This window comes from Burkholderia sp. AU39826 (genome assembly GCF_020419965.1).
In the GTDB taxonomy this organism is placed as follows: domain Bacteria; phylum Pseudomonadota; class Gammaproteobacteria; order Burkholderiales; family Burkholderiaceae; genus Burkholderia; species Burkholderia semiarida.
The window spans coordinates 420952-439937 of the sequence record NZ_JAIZQG010000003.1; the positions used below are offsets into that span (position 1 = coordinate 420952).

Below are 18986 nucleotides of genomic sequence, written 5' to 3' on the forward strand. Positions count from 1 at the left end.
AGGACGTGGAATCCCTTTGGGTTCCGATTTGGGGTTACACCATGTCATTCGCTTTCCGCACGCCGCGCATGCCGCGTGCATGCCGGCGCGCGCCCGTATCGTGGGCCGCGCTGCTGATGGCGGGCGCGGTTCACGCGCAGCAGTCGCCGCTCACGCTGGACGCCGCGCTGCAGTCCGCCACCGATCGTTCCGCGTCGATGCAGGCCGCCCAGGCTTCCGTGCTCGCGCGTGCCGAAGCGGCGGTCAGGGCCGGCCAGTTGCCGGACCCGATGCTCAAGGCCGGCATCGACAACCTGCCGATCAACGGCGGGCAGCGCTTCACCGTCGGCCAGGACTTCATGACGATGCGCCGCATCGGCATCGAACAGGAATGGGTGTCCGGCGACAAGCGGCGGCTGCGTACCGCGCTGGCCGACCAACAGGTCGGCCGCGAGCGCGCGGGCTATCTCGTGGAGCTGGTGGCCGTGCGCCGGCAGACCGCGGCCGCGTGGCTCGATGCCGTCTACGCGAAGCAGGCGCTCGCGCTTCAGCAGGCGTTGCTCGGTCACATGAACCATGAACTCGACGCGACGCAGGCGTCGTATCGCGGCGCGAAGGCGAGCGCGGGCGATGTCGTGCAGGCCCGCGCGATGCTCGCGCAGACGCAGGACCAGGTGCTCAAGGCGCAGCAGGCGTATCGCACCGCGCTCGTCGCGCTGGCCCGCTGGACGGCGGCGCCCGTGACGGACGTGACGGGTACGCCGCCCGCGCCCGAATCCGTCGTATCGGCGTTGCCGCCGGACGAGCTGCGCCTGTCGCAGCCGACGCTCGTCGCCGCCGCGGACGATATCGCGGTGGCCGAAGCCGACGCTGCGGTCGCGAACAGCGAGCGCAGCCCCAACTGGACGTGGGAAATCGCGTACCAGCAGCGCGGCGGCGCGTATTCGAACATGGTGTCGGTGGGCGTCTCGATCCCGCTGCCGCTCAATCGCAAGAATCGCCAGAACCGCGACGTGGCCGAAAAGGCGGCGCTCGCGACGAAGGCGCGCCTGATGTACGAGGACACGCTGCGTCAGGTACAGGCCGACATCCGTACGCAATCCGACACGCTGGCGAGCGGCCGTGAACGTATCGCGAACCTGAGCGCCGCGCTGTTGCCGGCCGCCGATCAGCGCGTGCAGCTCGCGACGGCCGCGTACCGGGCCGGCACGGGGTCGCTCGCCGACACGTTCGCCGCGCGGCGTGCGCAACTCGAAGCGCAGTTGCAGGTGCTCGACCTCAGGCGCGACGTGTCGCAGACCTGGGCGCGGCTCGAATATCAGGTCGTGCCGTCGGCGATGGCCGCCGCGCAGTGAAGGAGACGCTCATGACAAGGCAATCACTGATGCGTGCGGCGCTGATCGCATCCGCCGGCGCGATACTCGTCGGCGCCGGCTATGTCGTCGGCGTCCGCCATGCGATGAACGGCGCGGCGGCGTCCGCCGTGCCCGCTGCCGCGCCGTCGGGCGCGCCGGCGCCGCAGGCCGCGCTCAAGGTCCTGTACTGGCACGACCCGATGGTGCCGAACCAGCACTTCGACAAACCGGGCAAATCGCCGTTCATGGACATGCAGTTGCAGCCCGTCTATGCGGACGAAGGCGGCGACGCACCGGGCGTCCGGATCGATCCGGGCCTGCAGCAGAACCTGGGCATTCGCTATGCGACCGTGCGCCGGCAGCAGACGGCGGCCGGCTTCGACGCGGTGGGCGCCACGCAGTTCGACGAAGCGCGCTCGGCGGTCGTGCAGTCGCGCGTGACCGGCTACATCGACCATCTGTATGCACGCGCGCCGATGCAGCGCATCGCGAAGGGCGCGCCGGTCGCATCGCTGTTCGTGCCCGACTGGCTCGCGCCGCAGGAGGAATATCTCGCGCTGAAGCGCGGCGGGATGGACGGCAGCCTGCTCGACGCGGCGCGCGCGCGGATGCGGGCGCTGTCGATTCCGGACGGCATGATCGCGGCCCTCGACCGCACCGGCCGCGCGCAGACGCACGTCGTGCTGAGTGCGCCGGAGGCCGGCGTCGTCAGCGAGCTGAACGTGCGCGACGGCGCGATGGTCGCGCCCGGCCAGACGCTTGCGAAGATCGCCGGCTTGTCGACGCTGTGGCTGATCGTCGAGGTGCCCGAGGCGCTCGCGCTGAACGTGCAGCCGGGGATGTCGGTCGACGCGACGTTCGCGAGCGATCCGGCGCGGCATTTCAGCGGACGCATCCGCGAAGTGCTGCCCGGCATCAGCACGGGCAGCCGCACGCTGCAGGCGCGCGTGGAGATCGACAACGCATCGCTGACGCTCACGCCCGGCATGCTGATGCGCGTGCGGGTCGCGGAGAAGGAGACGGTGTCGCGCCTGCTCGTGCCATCCGAGGCCGTGATCGCGACCGGCCGGCGCACGATCGTCATCGCGAAGCTCGGCGACGGCCGGCTCCAGCCGGTGTCGGTGACGGTCGGCAACGACGTCGGCGGCGACACGGAAGTGCTCGACGGGCTGAACGAGGGCGACACGGTCGTCGCGTCGGGGCAATTCCTGATCGATTCGGAAGCCAGCCTGAAAAGCGTGTTGCCGCGGCTGGAGCGGGCGGCCGGGGCAAGCGCGGCCGCATCGTCCGTGCCGGCAGCCGCGCCGGTCTACGAAACCACCGGCAAGGTCGAGAACGTCACGGCCGACGACATCACGTTCTCGCATCAGCCGGTGCCGGCGCTCGGCTGGGGCGCGATGACGATGGCGTTCGGCAAGCCGTCGGCGCACGCGTTTCCGGACGTCAAGCCGGGACAGACCGTGCGTTTCGCGTTCACGCAGACCGACGACGGCTACCGGCTGACGAAGGTCGAGCCGCAGCGAGGTGAGCGATGATCGCGCGCATCATTCACTGGTCCGTCCACCACCGGTTTCTGGTGCTGCTGGCCACCGTGCTGCTCGCGGCATGGGGCGTGCATTCGCTGCGACAGACGCCGCTCGACGCGTTGCCCGACCTGTCGGATACCCAGGTGATCGTGAAGGCGTCGTATCCGGGCAAGGCGCCGCAGATCGTCGAGGACCAGGTGACCTATCCGCTGACGACGACGCTGCTCGGCGTGCCGGGCGCGAAAACCGTGCGCGCGTATTCGTCGTTCGGCGACGCGTTCGTCTACGTGCTGTTCGACGACCGCACCGATCCGTACTGGGCGCGCTCGCGCGTGCTCGAATACCTGAGCCAGGTGCAGAGCCGCCTGCCGGCGGGCGCGACCGTGTCGCTCGGCCCGGATGCGACCGGCGTCGGCTGGGTCTACGAGTACGCGCTCGTCGATCGCACCGGCCGTCACGATCCCGGCCAGCTGCGCGCGCTCAACGACTGGTTCCTGAAGTTCGAGCTGAAGGCCGTGCCGGACGTATCGGAAGTCGCGAGCATCGGCGGCATGGTGCGCCAGTACCAGGTCGTGCTCGATCCCGACAGGCTGCGCGCGTACGGCATCACGCAGGCGGCGGTCGCGGAGGCGCTCGGCAAGGCCAACCAGGCATCCGGCGGCTCGGTCGTCGAGCTGGCCGAGTCGGAGTACATGGTGCGGTCGTCCGGCTACCTGCGCACGCTCGACGATTTCCGTCGCGTCGTGCTGCGCACCGACGACGCCGGCACGCCGGTCCTGCTCGGCGACGTCGCGCGCATCCAGGTCGGCCCGGCGATGCGGCGCGGCATCGCGGAGCTGAACGGGCAGGGCGAGGTGACGGGCGGCGTCGTCGTGATGCGCTCGGGCAAGAACGCGCTGACGACGATCGACGCGGTGAAGGCGAAGCTCGCCGAGCTCAAGCGTTCGCTGCCGGCCGGCGTCGAGATCGTCACGACCTACGATCGTTCGCAACTGATCGCGCGCGCGGTCGACAACCTGACGGACAAGCTGGTCGAGGAATTCGTCATCGTCGGCGTCGTCTGCGCGGTGTTCCTGTTCCATCTGCGCAGCGCGCTGGTCGCGATCCTGTCGCTGCCGCTCGGCGTATTGGCCGCGTTCATCGTGATGCGCTATCAGGGCGTGAACGCGAACCTGATGTCGCTCGGCGGGATCGCGATCGCGATCGGCGCGATGATCGACGCGGCGATCGTGATGATCGAGAACGCGCACAAGCATCTGGAAGCGTACGACCGCGCGCATCCCGGCGAGCCGATCACGGCCGCGCGCCGCTGGGAACTCGTCGCGGCCTCGGCTGCGGAGGTGGGGCCCGCGCTGTTCTTCTCGCTGCTGATCATCACGCTGTCGTTCGTTCCGGTGTTTTCGCTGGAAGGGCAGGAGGGCAAGCTGTTCGCGCCGCTGGCGTTCACGAAGACCTATACGATCGCGGCCGCCGCCGGGCTGTCGGTGACGCTGGTGCCGGTGCTGATGGGCTATCTGGTGCGCGGCCGCATTCCGCCCGAGCACGCGAACCCGATCAACCGCGTGCTGATCCGCCTGTACCGGCCGCTGCTCGACGCGACGCTGCGGCGCCCGTGGGCCGCGATCGGCGTCGCGGTCGTCGCGCTCGTGGTGACGGCCGTGCCGTTGTCGCGCCTCGGCGGCGAATTCATGCCGCCGCTCGACGAAGGCGATCTGCTGTACATGCCGACCGCGCTGCCGGGCATCTCGGCGGACAAGGCGAGCGAGCTGCTGCAGCAGACCGACCGGTTGATCAAGACCGTGCCCGAGGTCGACACGGTGTTCGGCAAGTCGGGCCGCGCCGATACGGCGACCGACCCGGCGCCGCTCGAGATGTTCGAGACGACGATCCGCTTCAAGCCGCGCAGCGCGTGGCGGCCGGGCATGACGCCGGAGAAGCTGATCGACGAACTCGACCGGACGGTGAAGGTGCCGGGCCTGTCGAACGTGTGGGTGCCGCCGATCCGCAACCGGCTCGACATGCTGTCTACCGGGATCAAGACGCCGGTCGGCGTGAAGATTTCCGGGCCGGACCTCGCGGGGATCGACGCGATCGCGACGCAGGTCGAGGCCGCCGTGAAGCGCGTGCCGGGCGTGACGTCCGCGCTCGCGGAGCGGCTGAACGGCGGCCGCTACATCGACGTCGACATCGACCGGCTCGCCGCCGCGCGTTACGGGCTGTCGGTGGCCGATATCCAGTCGGTCGTGTCGTCGGCGATCGGCGGCGAGGACGTCGGCGAAGTGATCGCGGGACGCGAGCGCTTCCCGATCAACATCCGCTATCCGCGCGAGATCCGCGATTCGCTCGAGAACCTGCGGCAGTTGCCGATCGTCACCGCGCGCGGCGCGCAGATCCGCCTCGGCGACGTCGCGCGTATCGCGATCGCCGACGGGCCGCCGATGATCCGCAGCGAGAACGCGCGGCTGTCCGGCTACGTGTACGTCGATCTCCGCGGTACCGACCTCAGCACGGCCGTGCGCGCGATGCAGCAGACCGTCGCGCGGCAGGTTGCGTTGCCGCCCGGCTATTCGATCGCTTGGTCGGGGCAGTTCGAGTATCTCGAACGCGCGGCGGCGACGCTGCGCACCGTCGTGCCCGTCACGCTCGTCGTGATCTTCGTGCTGCTGTTCGTCACGTTCGAGTCGGCGGCCGACGCGCTGCTGCTGATGTCGACGGTGCCGTTCGCGCTGGTCGGCGGGTTCTGGCTCGTGTGGGCGCTCGGTCACGCGGTGTCCGTCGCGACGTCGGTGGGTTTCATCGCGCTGGCGGGCGTGGCCGCGGAATTCGGCGTCGTGATGCTGCTGTACCTGAAGGGTGCGCTGCAGCGCCGGCTCGACGCAGGCGAACCGCCGACCGATGCGTTGCTGCTCGATGCGATCCGCGAAGGCGCGGTGCTGCGCGTGCGGCCGAAGGCGATGACGGTCGCCGTCGTGCTCGCCGGGCTCGTGCCGATCATGATCGGCCACGGCGCCGGTTCCGAAGTCATGCAGCGGATCGCCGCGCCGATGGTCGGCGGCATGGTCACGGCGCCGCTGCTGTCGATGTTCGTCATTCCCGCCGCGTGGCTTCTGCTTCAGCGCCGTCGTGCGCGAAGCGCGGGCCGCGCGCGGCATTCCGATGCAGTTCCTTCCGGCACGAACGTGCCATCCCTTCCCACCGGAGAATCACGATGAAGATGAATCAACTGATCGCCACTGCAACCGCTGTCGTCGCGCTGAGCGCTTTCGCGGTACCGGCGTTTGCCGCCGGCGACATGTCGGGCATGGACATGTCCGGCATGAAGATGTCGTCGGGCGGCGCGGCGGAGTCGAACGGCGCGCTGACCGACGCCGAAGTGAAGAAGGTCGATGCCGCGAGCGGCAAGATCACGCTGAAGCACGGCGCGCTGGAGAATGTCGGGATGCCGCCGATGACGATGGCGTTCAAGGCGAAGGACGCGGCGATGCTCGCGCACGCGCATGCGGGCGACAAGGTCAAGGTGCGGATCGAGAAGGTCGACGGCACGTTGACGATCGTCAAGCTCGTCAAGGCTTCCTGATCGTCCGGATGCGGGCGATGCCGTCGCTCGCATCGCATGCAGCGACGCGCACCGAGCCGACGTGTCGGTCGGCCGGTGCGCCCCACCGGCGCATTCAGCGCGTGAGCGTCAGCACCAGATATCCCGCATAACCGGCGCCGTTCGCGAGCAGCGCCCAGATCGCGAGCCCGCGCGTGCGCGCATTGACGCGCAGCCAGGCGGCCGCCGCAAGCGTGATGATCACGCCGGTCAGCACTTCGGGGCGCGGCTCCCACGGCGTCAGCATGATGCCGATCGCGGGCAGCAGCGTGCCCTGGAACACCATCGCGCCGGTGATGTTGCCGAACGCGAGCGTGTCCTTCCCGCGGCGGATCCACAGCACGCTGTTGACCTTCTCCGGCAGTTCCGTCGCGATGGGCACGATGATCAGCGACAGCAGCAGCGCCGACACGCCGAGCACGTGCGACACGCCTTCCACGCCGTGAATGAAGCCCTTTGCACCGCCGACCAGCAGCGCGACGCCGATCAGCAGTTGCAGCACGATCGTCGCCAGGTTGGTCGGCAGGCCGACGCGCGACAGGAACATCGCGTGCGGCGCCTCGGTGCCGTGCCCGGCGTCGACGAGCCCGGTCGACGCGCGGAACGTCAGCACGACGTACATCACGTAGAGGCCGACCAGCATCGCGGCGAGCAGCGCGCGCATGGCCCAGTTGTGATGCGGGACGAACATCGCGGCGGCCGCGAGCGAGAACGCGGCGAGGAAGGTGTTCATGTCGCGCACGAAGCCCGTGCGTTCTGGCGCGATCGTGCCGCGCAGCCCGCGCGAGCGGATCACGGCGAGCGTCATCAGGAACGTGGTGAGCGTCGCGAGCATCAGCGGCGCGCCCAGGATCGCGCCGACGCCGATCTCCTCGTTCACGGCCTGGTTCGACGTGCCGCCGGCCAGCGCGAGCAGCGGCACCATCGTTTCGGGCAGCGCGGTGCCGACGGCCGCGAACAGCGAGCCGGTCACGCCTTCCGAAATCTTCAGGCGCTCGCCGAGATGTTCGAGGGCATTGGTGAAGAGTTCGGCCGCGACGAGGATGACGATCAGCATGAACGCCAGTTCGACGAACATGAAGGTCATGCGGCACCTCCGCGGGCAGCGGTGGCGTGACGGAAGCGAGCGAGAAGGAACATGGGGACTCCGTGGTCGGACGCTGACGAACCATGACACATCCGCCGCCGTCCGACCAGGAACGACGCGACGTGCCGATGGTCTCGCCAGGCCGATCAGGCTGAACGCGCCACGGCCACAGGCCGAGTGTGTTGACGCGTTCGCTTTCCGGCGGACGGAAAGCAGGCTACTCCCCAAAGACGGAAATCAGTCTAGCCGAGTGGTTTTCCTTCGACAAGCCTTCGTCTCGAAAAATATACCCCTCCACCCTATAGGGTCAGCCTTCCGGAGATATACTCCCCTACCCTATACCGGAGCCGCCGATGAGTCATACCGTTCGCGAAAAACAGAAGCTGCTGAACCGCGTGCGCCGTATCAAGGGGCAGGTCGAGGCGATCGAGCGGGCGCTGGAAGAAGAGCGCGGCTGCAACGACGTGCTGCAATTGATCACGAGTTGCCGCGGCGCGATGAACGGCTTGCTGGCCGTCGTGCTGGAAGACCACATCCGGTCGCATCTCGTCGATGCGGACACGGCCGACGCGCACGAGGGCAGCGCGACCGAGCAACTGATCGACGTCGTGCACAGCTATTTCAAGTAACCGGGCCGGAACATGAACGAATTCAATGGCTCGCCGGCCGGCGGTGCGCACAGCCACGCGTTTCTGGGCGCCGCCCACGCGCGCAACGAGCGGAAGACGTGGATGGTCATCGGCCTGTGCACGGCGATGATGATCGCCGAGATCGTCGGCGGCACGTTGTTCGGCTCGCTCGCGCTGGTCGCCGACGGGCTGCACATGTCGACGCACGCGGGCGCGATGCTGATCGCCGCGCTGGCCTACACCTATGCGCGCCGGTACGCCGACGATCCGCGCTTCGTGTTCGGCACCGGCAAGCTCGGCGACCTGGCCGGCTTCACGAGCGCGATCGTGCTGGCGATGATTGCGTTGCTGATCGGCTACGAGGCGATCGCGCGCCTGCTGGCGCCGGTGCCGATCCATTTCGACGAAGCGATTCCGATCGCCGTGCTGGGGCTCGCCGTGAACCTCGCCAGCGTGTGGCTGCTGAGCGGCGACCACCATCACGGGCATGGTCACGGCCATCACCACGCGCACGGGCACGACCACCACGATGACCATGACCACGACGACCACGCGCACCATGATCGCGGTTCGCACTCGGCCGCGCATCGCGACCACAACATCCGGTCGGCCTACGTTCACGTGATCGCCGACGCGGCCGTGTCGGTGCTGGCGATCGTCGGCCTGCTGCTCGCGCGTGCGTTCGGATGGGGCTGGATGGACCCGCTCGCGGGCATCGTCGGCGCGCTGGTGATCGCCAACTGGTCGTACGGGCTGATGCGCGATACGGGCGAGATCCTGCTCGACGTCAACGTCGATCGCCCGCTGACGGACAACGTGCGTCGCGCGATCGAGGCGCTCGGCGACACGGTCAACGATCTCCATGTGTGGCGCGTGGGCCCCGGGCACATGAGTGCGATCGTGTCGGTCGAATCGGGCGACGCCGCGCGCGATGCGCGTTTCTACCATGCGCTGCTCGCGGGCTTCGACGGCATGTCGCACGTGACGGTCGAAGTGATGACACCGGCGAAGGCGGCCTGATCGTGGCCGTGAAATCGCCGTGTATCGACCTGTGCGCGTTCGACGGCCGCACGGGTTTTTGTGTCGGCTGCCTGCGCACGCGCGACGAGGCGCGCGACTGGAAGAAGCTGACCGATCATCGCCGGCATCAGATACTGAACGATCGTAAGCGCCGGCAGGCGAAGCTCCAGCGCGAGACGGCGGAATAGCAAGGGCGCGCGTTCCCCGGCTCGGCGTCGCGGGCGTGCGGTAGCATCACGGGCATTCAGCCTCAGGATTCCTGAACCGGGAGCGACCCATGCAGACCGACGCATCGACCGGCATTCTTCGGCAGATTCCGCGCAGCGTGTGGGTGCTCGGCTGTGTCAGCCTGCTGATGGACGTGTCGTCCGAGATCATCCACAGCCTGTTGCCGATGTTCCTGATGGCGGGGCTCGGTGCGAGCGCGACGACGATCGGCCTGATCGAAGGGATCGCCGAGGCGACGTCGCCGGTCGTCAAGGTGTTCTCCGGCACGCTGAGCGACTACCTGCGCAATCGCAAATGGCTCGCGGTGGCCGGCTATGCGCTCGGCGCGCTCAGCAAGCCGCTGTTCGCGATCGCGCCGACGATCGGCGTCGTGGTGACCGCGCGGATCGTCGACCGCGTCGGCAAGGGGATTCGCGGCGCGCCGCGCGATGCGCTCGTCGCCGACGTCACGCCCGTTCACCTGCGCGGCGCCGCGTACGGACTGCGCCAGGCGCTCGACACGGTGGGCGCGTTCCTCGGGCCGCTGCTGGCCGTCGTCATCATGCTGGCGTGGCGCGACGATTTCCGCCTCGCGTTCTGGCTCGCCGTGATCCCCGGCGTGCTGGCCGTGACGCTGCTCGCGTTCGGCATCGACGAGCCGGCGCGCGCGCCGGGCGAGAAGCGCGTGAACCCGATCCGCCGTGCGGTCGTCGCGCAACTCGGCACCCGCTACTGGTGGGTCGTGGCCGTGGGCGGCGTGTTCGCGCTCGCGCGTTTCAGCGAGGCGTTCCTGGTGCTGCGCGCGATGGGCAGCGGCGTGCCCGTCGCACTCGTGCCGCTCGTGATGGTCGCGATGAACGTCGTGTATGCGTTATCCGCTTACCCGTTCGGCAAGCTCGCCGATACGACGAGCCACACGAAACTGATGGTGATAGGGCTGGTGCTGCTGATCGCCGCCGATGTCGTGCTGGCGCACGGCGCGCACTGGCCGACCGTGCTCGTCGGCGTCGCGCTGTGGGGGCTTCATATGGGGATGACGCAAGGACTGCTCGCGACGATGGTCGCGCAGGCCGCGCCGGCCGAACTGAGAGGGACCGCGTTCGGCGTGTTCAACCTGATCAGCGGGGTCGTGACGCTCGTATCGAGCGTCGTCGCGGGCGCGCTGTGGGACCGGGCGGGCGCCGCCGCCACGTTCTACGCGGGAGCCGTATTCAGCGCGGCGACCATCCTGCTGCTCGTGTGCGTTCGCACGTCGTTCGGCGCGGTGCGGGATCGCTAGCGCTGAACGCAGTGGCGCACGATCTAACCATCGGCGCCGTGCGGAAAGTACAGCGCGAACGTCGTGCGCCCGTCGCGGCTTGCAACCTCCACCTTGCCGCGGTGCAGTTCCATGATCGACTTCACGATCGCGAGCCCGAGCCCCGCGTTGCGCGCCGCGCCGTGCCGCGACGAATCGATCCGGTAGAAGCGCTCGAAGATCCGCTCGATCTGTTCGGGCGGGATCGCCGCGCCGCGATTCGTGACTTCGACGACCGCGTAATCGCCCTGGGTCGACACCGCCAGCTCGATCGTCGACGCGGCTTGCGCGTGTTCGAGCGCATTCGACGCGAGGTTGCTCACCGCGCGCCGGAACAGCGTCGCGTCCGCGACGACCGGCGCTTCGCCGCGCACGTCGATGCGCACGCCGGCTTCGTCGGCCAGCGCCTGGAAATACGACGCGAGCCGGCGCAACTCGCCACCCGCGTCGAGTTTGGTGGCCTTCAGATGCTGCGTCGCATTGTCGGTGCGCGCGAGAAACAGCATGTTCTCGATCATCCGCTGCAGCCGTTCGCATTCCTCGATGTTTGATTCGATCAGCGTCTCGTATTCGTCCGTCGAGCGGGCGCGCGACAGCGTGATCTGCGACGAGCTGATCACGTTCGCGAGCGGCGTGCGCATGTCGTGCGCGAGATCGGACGAGAACTGCGACAGCCGCACGAACGCGCGTTCGAGCCGGTCGAGCATCCGGTTCACCGACGTGGCGAGCTCGCGCAATTCGACCGGGCCGCCACGCGCGTCGAGGCGCGCGTTCAGGTTGTGCGCCTCGATGCGCGACGTCTGCCGGCCGAGGCTTTCGACCGGGTGCAGGCCGCGCGACGCGACCGCGTAGCCGAGCGCGCCGACGAGCAGCGCGCCGACGGCCGCCGCGAGCCAGATATCGACCCGATAGCTTTCGAGCAGCGACTGCCGATCGGCCGCGGTGCGCGCGAGCGCGACGTGGATCGTTTCGCCGGATGGCAGCGTTTCGCGTGCAACCACGCAGCGCGACGTGCCGATGCCGGGCGGCGCGCATGTGAACGGGCCGTCGGCGCCGCCAGCCGGATGTGGCGCGGCGATCACCGACGCGAGCGTATTGCCGGCTGCGTCGGAATGCTCGACGAGCGGGCGGTTCCCTGCGTCGTAGATGCCGAGATAGACGCCCGGATGCGACAGCAGCACGTCATGGAACACAGCCGGATCGGCGCGCAGCGCGGCCGTCGATCCGCTGGCGCGCGCGAGTTGCAGGAACTGGTTGAGCTTGCCGGAGATCTCGATGTCGTCGCGCCGCGTCAGCTCCGCGGACAGCGAGCGGTACAGATACGCGCCGGTCAGCGCGAACACGAGCGCCGCGACCGCGGCGAACGCGAGCGTGAGACGCCGCAGCAGCGAATACGAAGCGGAGCGCGCGGTCACGAACGATCCTCGAGCACGTAGCCCATGCCGCGAATCGTGTGGATCAGCTTGTTCTCGTACGCGTTGTCGATCTTCGCACGCAGGCGCTTGATCGCCGCATCGACGACGTTCGTGTCGCTGTCGAAATTCATGTCCCAGATCTGCGACGTGATGAAGGTGCGCGTCAGCACCTCGCCCTCTCGTTCGGCGAGCAGTTGCAGCAGCGCGAATTCCTGCGCGGTCAGGTCGATGCGGGCATCAGCGCGCCGCACGCGGCGCTTGAGCAGGTCGATTTCGAGATCGGCGACGTGCAGGACGTCGCGCACGTTGCGCGGCGCGCGCCGCAGCAGCGAGCGGATGCGCGCCAGGAATTCGGCATACGCGAACGGCTTGAGCAGGTAATCGTCGGCGCCGAGCTCGAGCCCGGCGACCTTGTCCTCGATCGCGTCGCGCGCCGTGAGCAGCAGCACGGGCGTCTGCTTTTGCGCGCGCAGCCGCTTGAGCACCTCGAAGCCGTCCAGCTCCGGCAGCATCACGTCGAGCACGACCAGGTCGAAATCCTCGTGCAGCGCGAGGAACAGCCCGTCCTGGCCGTTTTCCGCGACGTCGACCGTATAGCTCGCCTCCATCAACCCCTTCCGGAGGTAGGACGCCATCTTCGGTTCGTCTTCGACTATCAGTATCCGCATGGTGAGGCAGGCTGTCCGTGATTCCAGCCGGTCAGTGTAACGCCAGAGCGTACGGCGTCGCGCGTGCGCGAAGGATGACCGGCGGATGACGGAATTGTCATGAAAAACCGGTCATGGTTCGGCCATCTCGTCGTCACCGCGGCGGCGCTAAGCTGCGGCCGTCTTGTCCCCGGAGCGCGCCGTCGTGCGCCGCGCCGGCCCAACGGTCGCTGTCCCGATTTCGCTTCCATGTCGTACTGGCGCACATTCGTTCTCGTCGTGTTGCTCGCGCTGAGCCTGCCGATCCAGTCGTTCGCGGCTGTGTCGATGCCATGCGCGGGCGCCGCCGTGTCGCATGGGGACAGCGCGCCGCACACGCTATCGGCCGCGCAGGACGGGCATCACGATCACGGCGACCACGCGCGGCATGCGACGTCGTGCGCCGCGTGCGTGTCCTGCTGCTTCGGCGCGGCCATGTCGGGCACGCCCGCGGTGCCCGCCGCGGCGAGCGTCGGCGTCGCGATCGTCGCGCCGCCGCGTTCGGCCGGGGACGTGTCGTTCCTGACCGGCGGCATCGACCGGCCGCCTCGCCGAATGCCCGTCTAGCTCCTGCCCGCGGCGGACCCGCCGCGATCCCGCTATTTGCTCCGGCCGACGCATCGCGCCACGCCGGACGACTGACGACGAGACATGTTCATGCGATTGATCATTGCGGCGCTCTGGAGCGCGGCGGCCCTCGCGCCGTCGCTCGTGCCGGCGCAAACCCGGTTTCCCGATCCGGCCGACGCCGCCGCGTCGGTGCCGGACGTCACCGTGACGTCCGCGTTCGACGGCTACCGGCCGTATCGGGACGACGCAGGCCCGGGCTGGCAGCAACTGAACCGGGACGTGACGGAGCGGCCCGCGAAAGGGCACACGAGCGGCGCCGCGGCCGGCAACGGCGCCGCCCATTCGACACACGGCGGGGCCGCGCGATGACGACGCTCGCGATATCGCCGAGGATCGGCGCGGCCGCGGTCGTGCTGGCGCTCCTCGCGGGCTGCACGACGTTTTCGAAGGACGGCGGCTTCGACGCCGTGTCGTCCGTCGCATCCGAGCGCATCGGCAAGGAGGCGGTGGCTGTGCGGACCGACGCCGACCGCGAAGCCGTCGACCGGCGGACGACGGAATTGCTCGCGAAACCGCTGTCGATGGACGATGCGGTGCAAATCGCGCTGCTGAACAACCGCGGCCTGCAGGCGTCGTACGCAGAACTCGGGCTGTCGGAGGCCGACCTCGTGCAGGCCGGCCGGCTGCCGAACCCGCGCTTCGCATTCAGCCGCACGCGTGCCGGCGACGGCGAGCTGACGCTCGGCCGCACGTTCTCGGCGAACGTGTTCGCGCTGCTGACGATGCCGCTCGCGACGCATATCGAACGCCGCCGCTTCGAGCAGACCAAGCTCGAAACGGCCGACGCGATGCTGAAGGTCGCGGCCGACGCGCGCCGCGCGTATGTCGAGGCCGTCGCCGCCGAGCAGGCCGCGAACTATGCGCAGCAGGTGCGCGAGGCCGCCAGCGCGGCCGCCGAACTCGCGCTGCGGATGCGGCAGGCCGGCAACTTCAGCCGGCTCGACCATGCACGCGAACAGGCGTTTCACGCCGACGCGGTCGCGCAGCAGGCGAAGGCGCGCCAGCAGGCCGTCGCCGCACGCGAGAGGCTCACGCGCGCGATGGGGCTGTGGGGCGAACGCACGCGGTACGCGCTGCCCGAACGCTTGCCGGATTTGCCAAAGGCGCGCCCGGACCTGCCCGATCTCGAACGCTTCGCGATGAGCAACCGCCTCGACATCCAGGCGGCGAAATTGCAGACGCAAGGCGTCGCGTCTTCGCTTGGCCTCAGCAAGGCCACGCGCTTCGTCAACGCGGTCGAGCTCGGCTACGTGAACGACTACGAAACCGGCAAGGGCCACGAGCACGGCTACGAGATCAGCGTCGAGATTCCGCTGTTCGACTGGGGCGGCGCGAAGGTCGCGCGCGCCGAGGCGATCTACATGCAGTCCGCGAACCGGCTCGCGAAAACCGCCATCGATGCCCGCTCCGAAGTGCGCGAATCGTACGCGGCGTACGTGACGAGCTACGACGTCGCCACGCACTACCGCGATGAAGTCGTGCCGCTGCACAAGACGATCTCCGACGAACTGCTGCTGCGCTACAACGGGATGCTCGCGAGCGTGTTCGAGCTGCTGACCGACGCGCGCGAACAGGTCGGCGCGGTCAATGGCTACATCGATGCGCTGAAGGACTACTGGCTCGCCGAAACCGATCTGCAGATGGCCGTCGGCGGCCGGTTGCCGTCGTCGGATGCCGTGCCGCGCGCGACGCATTCCGCCGCATCCGCATCCGCATCCGCTGCAAGACCCGACGCCGCGCCGCAGCCGGCTTCCACTCCCGCGGCGCCGTCGGTGCCCGCCACGCAACCGCATCCGGAAGGTCATTGACATGGTGTCCCGTCGACAATTTCTCAGCGGCTCGGGCGCCGCGCTGCTCGGTGCGGCGATGGTCAGCCGGGCCGGCGCCGCGTCGCTGCCCGAAGCGCCCACGATGGCGAAAGCCGGCACGCAGCCGCCGCTCGTGCCGCCCAACGGCCGCCCGTACACGCCCGTCGCGACGCTGAACGGCTGGTCGCTGCCGTGGCGGATGAAGAACGGCTGGAAGGAGTTCCACCTGACGGCCGAGCCCGTCGTGCGCGAGATGGCGCCCGGCATGAACGCGAACCTGTGGGGCTACAACGGCCAGTCGCCGGGCCCGACGATCGAGGCCGTCGAAGGCGACAAGGTCCGCATCTTCGTGACCAACCGGCTGCCCGAGCACACGACGATCCACTGGCACGGGCTGCGGCTGCCGAACGGGATGGACGGCGTCGGCGGCCTCACGCAGCCGCATATCCCGCCGGGCAAGACGTTCGTCTACGAGTTCCGGCTCGAAGCGCACGGCACGTTCATGTATCACCCGCACGCCGACGAGATGGTGCAGATGGCGATGGGGATGATGGGCATGTTCATCGTACATCCGAAGGATCGCGGCACGATGCCGGTCGACCGCGATTTCGTGTTCCTGCTCGCCGCGTACGATATCGACCCGGGCAGCTACACGCCGCGCGTAAACGAGATGACCGACTTCAACATGTGGACCTTCAACTCGCGCGTGTTCCCCGGCATCGATCCATTGCCGGTGCGCGCGGGCGACCGCGTGCGGATTCGTTTCGGCAACCTGACGATGACGAATCATCCGATCCACCTGCACGGCTACAGCTTCGAAGTCGCGGGCACCGACGGCGGCTGGAATCCGCCGGCCGCACGCTGGCCGGAAGTGACGGCCGACGTCGCGGTGGGCCAGATGCGCGCGATCGAGTTCACCGCCGATCGTCCGGGCGACTGGGCGTTCCATTGCCACAAGTCGCACCACACGATGAATGCGATGGGCCACCAGGTGCCGAACCTGATCGGCGTGCCGCAGAAGGATCTCGCGAAGCGGATCGGCAAGCTCGTGCCCGACTACATGGCGATGGGCAGCACGGGCGGCGCGATGGGCGGCATGGAAATGCCGCTGCCCGACAACACGCTGCCGATGATGACCGGCACGGGCCCGTTCGGGCCGCTGGAGATGGGCGGCATGTTCACGGTGCTCAAGGTGCGACAGGGGCTTGGGCGCAACGACTATCGCGATCCGGGCTGGTTCCGGCATCCGAAGGGCACCGTCGCGTACGAATACACCGGCGAATTGCCGGACGGCTGAAGCAGCACGCGGCGGCCGCGCCGATGCGGCCGCCGGTTTCCATTCACTCACACGGGAGTCGACATGATGAAGAAGGGACTGGTTTTGATGGCGACGGGTTGCGCGCTGGCGTTCCCGGCCGCGTCGTACGCGGCCGGCGACATGGCCGGCATGGACATGGGCGCGAGCGCGAAGCAGGGCGCCGCCGCGGCGGCGCGCATGTCGCACGGCGAGATCCGCAAGGTCGACACGGCGGCCGGCAAGCTGACGATAAAGCACGGCCCGCTGGAGAACCTCGGGATGGACGCGATGACGATGGTGTTCAAGGTGAAGGACCCGGCGATGCTGTCGCAGGTGAAGGCGGGCGATACGGTCGACTTCGTCGCCGAGGACGTGAACGGCGCGCTGACCGTCGTCGAACTGAAGAAGCCGTGATGCGGAGCGCGAACATGAAGATCTCGATGCTCAACCGGCTGGCCGGCTTCACCGCGGCCGCCGCCCTTTTCGCGGTCGCACCGGGTGCGGCGTCGGCGCACGGCAAGCTGGAAAGCGCCGTACCGGCGGCCGGCGGCACGGTCGACACCGCGCCCGACACGGTGCGGCTCACGTTCAACGAAGATCTCGAACCGGCATTCAGCTCGGTGAAGGTGTCCGACGCGAACGGCAACGCCGCCACGCAGGACAAGGCGAAGGTCGATGCGTCGAACCCGCGCGTGATGACCGTCGCGATACCGAAGCTCGCGGCGGGCGCGTACAGGGTGCAGTGGGCGGCGATGACGGCCGACGCGCATCGTACGAAGGGTAGCTACACATTCCGGGTGAAGGATTGACGTCCTCCTCTCCCTAAAGGGAGAAGATTCCCACACCTGGCGATGCACGTCCGCATCGAAGAATGTTCAACGCAGCGTTGGTATCTCGATCATGCTCGACACCACAGTCACTGCAGGCCCACTCTCTTATTCTCAGTCCCGCGATACCTTTCGGCCGCGTCGTGCTGCCGCGATAGCGCAGGTAGGGCCGACGGTGCTGGCTGAGCGACTTCGCATATTGCTCGCACGTCGCGTTGATCGTGCCGGAGTGGATGCCGAGCGCCTTGCTGCTGCCAGTGGTGAGCATGTTCAGGTCAAAGCCCGTCGGCCACTTCTTGCTCCACTTGAGCGCGTGCTTCTGCGTGTCGTTGCAGAAGTTCCAGACGTAGTTCACCGCACGGCTCTGCTTGTTGAGCAGTCCGTTGAGCGACTTCACGCGGTAGCGGTAGACAAGGATCATGTCGGTGATCCTAACCCGTGGAAGAAGCTGTCCGTCAACAGCGATCCTTTCCTTCCCGTCCTGAAGGACGGGGTTTCTCGGAGCAACTGATGAACGACGGTATCGTCGGCCTGCTGCGGCTCGTGGGGGTGGCGATCCAGAACGCCGGGTTCGCGGTCGTCGTCGGTGCGCTGCTGGCGCGCCACTGGCTCGCGCGCGGCGCGTCCGCGTGGCAGCACGGCGTCGGGCGGCGGCTCGTCGCGACGCTGCGCATCGCGTCCGTCGTATCGCTGCTCGCGAGCGTCACCGCGTTCTGGGCGCATTGCGCGCTGATGAGCGAGGTGTCGTTGCTCGAAGCGGGGCCGGCCGTCCGCGCGATGCTCGCGGGTACGGGGTTCGGTCATGCGTGGCTGGTCGGGGCGGTGTTCATGCTCGTCGTCGTGGTGCTGTCGTTTATCCGGCGCGCGAACGATACGCGCTTGCCGTTCGCGATGTGGGCCGCGCTCGCCTGCGTCGCGCTCGCACGCAGCAACGGCGGACATCCGGTGGACGCAGGCCTGTTCAGCGTACCGGTGTGGATCGACTGGCTGCATCTGCTGGCGATCAGCGCGTGGGTCGGGCTCGTGCTCGTGACGGCATTCGGCGTGATGCCGAGGCTTGCTGCGATGCCCGCGAGCGAACGCACGACCGGCGCATCGTTCGTGCAGTCGCTGTCCGATACGTCGACCTACACGTTGATCGTGCTGTTCGTGACCGGCGCGTACAACGGCTGGCGAGGCGTCGATACGCCCGCCAATCTGCTCGCGTCGACGTACGGGCAGATCCTGCTGCTGAAGCTCGCGCTCGTGCTGATCGCGGCGGCGCTCGGCGGACATAACCGCTTCTTCGGGATGCCGAATCTGTTGGCCACACTGAAGGATCCGGCAGCCCCGATGCCGGCCAGTTCGTTGAAACGGTTCGGCGCCGTGTTGCGGATCGAGGCGGTGGTGCTCGGCGGCGTGCTGATGGTTGCGGCCGTGCTCGTGTCGAGCGCGCTGCCGGGCACGGTGTAGTGCGACGGCGCGACGCTGCGCTGTCGTGGCAGCGAAGGCGTGCGGGGCAATCGTCATGGGCGCGGCGAACTTTCGTCAGACGAACCCCCGCTTTTTCCGGGGTAAACGCGCGGTCGGTGGCGATCTCAGCGCGATAGCGATAATTACATATGACTGTCTCGCGATTACCAAAAACT

The 18986-nt window shown here is 68.4% G+C and carries 19 protein-coding genes and 1 riboswitch; of the genes, 15 read left to right on the top strand and 4 right to left on the bottom strand.

Going from position 1 to position 18986, the window contains the following annotated elements:
* Positions 1-41 precede the first annotated feature (41 nt).
* Genes LGM42_RS10945 through LGM42_RS10960 form a run of 4 tightly spaced genes read left to right on the top strand, consistent with a single transcriptional unit; the run spans position 42 to position 6437 of the window.
* On the top strand, positions 42-1334 hold the full coding sequence (locus LGM42_RS10945; RefSeq protein WP_226232209.1) for a TolC family protein: 1293 nt from the start codon (positions 42-44) through the stop codon (positions 1332-1334).
* 11 nt (positions 1335-1345) lie between these two features.
* Positions 1346-2869, top strand: a complete 1524-nt coding sequence (locus tag LGM42_RS10950; RefSeq protein WP_226232210.1) for an efflux RND transporter periplasmic adaptor subunit — start codon at positions 1346-1348, stop codon at positions 2867-2869.
* Positions 2866-6072 carry an efflux RND transporter permease subunit gene (locus tag LGM42_RS10955; protein WP_104013139.1) on the top strand — a complete coding sequence of 1069 codons (3207 nt, stop codon included), beginning with the start codon at positions 2866-2868 and terminating at the stop codon, positions 6070-6072. Before LGM42_RS10950 ends, LGM42_RS10955 begins: the two co-directional genes overlap by 4 nt.
* Positions 6069-6437, top strand: a complete 369-nt coding sequence (locus LGM42_RS10960) for a copper-binding protein (protein ID WP_060316099.1) — start codon at positions 6069-6071, stop codon at positions 6435-6437. Before LGM42_RS10955 ends, LGM42_RS10960 begins: the two co-directional genes overlap by 4 nt.
* A gap of 94 nt (positions 6438-6531) precedes the next feature.
* Here the strand turns inward: LGM42_RS10960 and LGM42_RS10965 are convergent, their stop codons facing one another.
* The gene (locus LGM42_RS10965; RefSeq protein WP_226232211.1) at positions 6532-7542 is read right to left on the bottom strand and encodes a sodium:calcium antiporter; all 1011 of its coding nucleotides are present in this window, start codon (positions 7540-7542) and stop codon (positions 6532-6534) included.
* Positions 7543-7611: 69 nt separating this feature from the next.
* Positions 7612-7780, bottom strand: a riboswitch (yybP-ykoY riboswitch).
* Between the two features lie 115 nt (positions 7781-7895).
* Between LGM42_RS10965 and LGM42_RS10970 the strand changes: the two genes are divergently transcribed.
* The 4 genes from LGM42_RS10970 (at position 7896) to LGM42_RS10985 (ending at position 10677) form a co-directional block, all read left to right on the top strand.
* A complete protein-coding gene (locus LGM42_RS10970) occupies positions 7896-8171 on the top strand; it encodes a metal/formaldehyde-sensitive transcriptional repressor (protein WP_059579714.1) in 276 nt (91 codons plus the stop codon).
* A 12-nt stretch (positions 8172-8183) separates the two neighbouring features.
* The gene (dmeF, locus tag LGM42_RS10975; RefSeq protein ID WP_226232212.1) at positions 8184-9191 is read left to right on the top strand and encodes a CDF family Co(II)/Ni(II) efflux transporter DmeF; all 1008 of its coding nucleotides are present in this window, start codon (positions 8184-8186) and stop codon (positions 9189-9191) included.
* Between the two features lie 2 nt (positions 9192-9193).
* A complete protein-coding gene (locus tag LGM42_RS10980; protein WP_226232213.1) occupies positions 9194-9379 on the top strand; it encodes a DUF1289 domain-containing protein in 186 nt (61 codons plus the stop codon).
* An 89-nt stretch (positions 9380-9468) separates the two neighbouring features.
* Positions 9469-10677, top strand: coding sequence for an MFS transporter (locus LGM42_RS10985; RefSeq protein WP_226232214.1), 1209 nt, complete (start codon positions 9469-9471; stop codon positions 10675-10677).
* Between the two features lie 23 nt (positions 10678-10700).
* Here the strand turns inward: LGM42_RS10985 and LGM42_RS10990 are convergent, their stop codons facing one another.
* Positions 10701-12110, bottom strand: coding sequence for a heavy metal sensor histidine kinase (locus LGM42_RS10990; RefSeq protein WP_226232215.1), 1410 nt, complete (start codon positions 12108-12110; stop codon positions 10701-10703).
* A complete protein-coding gene (locus tag LGM42_RS10995; RefSeq protein ID WP_059579730.1) occupies positions 12107-12778 on the bottom strand; it encodes a heavy metal response regulator transcription factor in 672 nt (223 codons plus the stop codon). The genes LGM42_RS10990 and LGM42_RS10995 overlap by 4 nt, the downstream gene beginning before the upstream one ends.
* A gap of 228 nt (positions 12779-13006) precedes the next feature.
* On the opposite strand from LGM42_RS10995, the gene LGM42_RS11000 reads away from it, so the two are divergent.
* The 6 genes from LGM42_RS11000 (at position 13007) to copC (ending at position 17340) form a co-directional block, all read left to right on the top strand.
* Entirely contained in the window at positions 13007-13363 is a 357-nt protein-coding gene (locus LGM42_RS11000) for a hypothetical protein (protein WP_060011782.1), read from the top strand.
* A 90-nt stretch (positions 13364-13453) separates the two neighbouring features.
* A complete protein-coding gene (locus LGM42_RS11005) occupies positions 13454-13735 on the top strand; it encodes a hypothetical protein (protein WP_226232216.1) in 282 nt (93 codons plus the stop codon).
* A complete protein-coding gene (locus tag LGM42_RS11010; RefSeq protein ID WP_226232217.1) occupies positions 13732-15234 on the top strand; it encodes a TolC family protein in 1503 nt (500 codons plus the stop codon). Before LGM42_RS11005 ends, LGM42_RS11010 begins: the two co-directional genes overlap by 4 nt.
* A gap of 1 nt (position 15235) precedes the next feature.
* Positions 15236-16531, top strand: coding sequence for a multicopper oxidase family protein (locus LGM42_RS11015; protein WP_226232218.1), 1296 nt, complete (start codon positions 15236-15238; stop codon positions 16529-16531).
* Positions 16532-16597: 66 nt separating this feature from the next.
* A complete protein-coding gene (locus LGM42_RS11020) occupies positions 16598-16945 on the top strand; it encodes a copper-binding protein (RefSeq protein WP_059579844.1) in 348 nt (115 codons plus the stop codon).
* Between the two features lie 14 nt (positions 16946-16959).
* Positions 16960-17340: a copper homeostasis periplasmic binding protein CopC gene (copC, locus tag LGM42_RS11025; protein ID WP_059579847.1), complete on the top strand. Its 381-nt coding sequence runs from the start codon at positions 16960-16962 to the stop codon at positions 17338-17340.
* A gap of 13 nt (positions 17341-17353) precedes the next feature.
* Here copC and LGM42_RS11030 read toward each other — a convergent pair whose 3' ends face one another.
* Positions 17354-17779 carry a transposase gene (locus tag LGM42_RS11030; RefSeq protein ID WP_226232219.1) on the bottom strand — a complete coding sequence of 142 codons (426 nt, stop codon included), beginning with the start codon at positions 17777-17779 and terminating at the stop codon, positions 17354-17356.
* Between the two features lie 89 nt (positions 17780-17868).
* Between LGM42_RS11030 and LGM42_RS11035 the strand changes: the two genes are divergently transcribed.
* Positions 17869-18810, top strand: coding sequence for a CopD family protein (locus tag LGM42_RS11035; RefSeq protein ID WP_059640496.1), 942 nt, complete (start codon positions 17869-17871; stop codon positions 18808-18810).
* Positions 18811-18986 lie beyond the last annotated feature (176 nt).

Bases quoted from the DNA above. Each gene is read 5' to 3' on its own strand.
- LGM42_RS10945 (WP_226232209.1), top strand. From the start codon at position 42: ATGTCATTCGCTTTCCGCACGCCGCGCATGCCGCGTGCATGCCGGCGC.
- LGM42_RS10950 (WP_226232210.1), top strand. From the start codon at position 1,346: ATGACAAGGCAATCACTGATGCGTGCGGCGCTGATCGCATCCGCCGGC.
- LGM42_RS10955 (WP_104013139.1), top strand. From the start codon at position 2,866: ATGATCGCGCGCATCATTCACTGGTCCGTCCACCACCGGTTTCTGGTG.
- LGM42_RS10960 (WP_060316099.1), top strand. From the start codon at position 6,069: ATGAAGATGAATCAACTGATCGCCACTGCAACCGCTGTCGTCGCGCTG.
- LGM42_RS10965 (WP_226232211.1), bottom strand. From the start codon at position 7,542: ATGACCTTCATGTTCGTCGAACTGGCGTTCATGCTGATCGTCATCCTC.
- LGM42_RS10970 (WP_059579714.1), top strand. From the start codon at position 7,896: ATGAGTCATACCGTTCGCGAAAAACAGAAGCTGCTGAACCGCGTGCGC.
- dmeF (WP_226232212.1), top strand. From the start codon at position 8,184: ATGAACGAATTCAATGGCTCGCCGGCCGGCGGTGCGCACAGCCACGCG.
- LGM42_RS10985 (WP_226232214.1), top strand. From the start codon at position 9,469: ATGCAGACCGACGCATCGACCGGCATTCTTCGGCAGATTCCGCGCAGC.
- LGM42_RS10995 (WP_059579730.1), bottom strand. From the start codon at position 12,778: ATGCGGATACTGATAGTCGAAGACGAACCGAAGATGGCGTCCTACCTC.
- LGM42_RS11000 (WP_060011782.1), top strand. From the start codon at position 13,007: ATGTCGTACTGGCGCACATTCGTTCTCGTCGTGTTGCTCGCGCTGAGC.
- LGM42_RS11005 (WP_226232216.1), top strand. From the start codon at position 13,454: ATGCGATTGATCATTGCGGCGCTCTGGAGCGCGGCGGCCCTCGCGCCG.
- LGM42_RS11010 (WP_226232217.1), top strand. From the start codon at position 13,732: ATGACGACGCTCGCGATATCGCCGAGGATCGGCGCGGCCGCGGTCGTG.
- LGM42_RS11015 (WP_226232218.1), top strand. From the start codon at position 15,236: ATGGTGTCCCGTCGACAATTTCTCAGCGGCTCGGGCGCCGCGCTGCTC.
- LGM42_RS11020 (WP_059579844.1), top strand. From the start codon at position 16,598: ATGAAGAAGGGACTGGTTTTGATGGCGACGGGTTGCGCGCTGGCGTTC.
- copC (WP_059579847.1), top strand. From the start codon at position 16,960: ATGAAGATCTCGATGCTCAACCGGCTGGCCGGCTTCACCGCGGCCGCC.
- LGM42_RS11030 (WP_226232219.1), bottom strand. From the start codon at position 17,779: ATGATCCTTGTCTACCGCTACCGCGTGAAGTCGCTCAACGGACTGCTC.
- LGM42_RS11035 (WP_059640496.1), top strand. From the start codon at position 17,869: ATGAACGACGGTATCGTCGGCCTGCTGCGGCTCGTGGGGGTGGCGATC.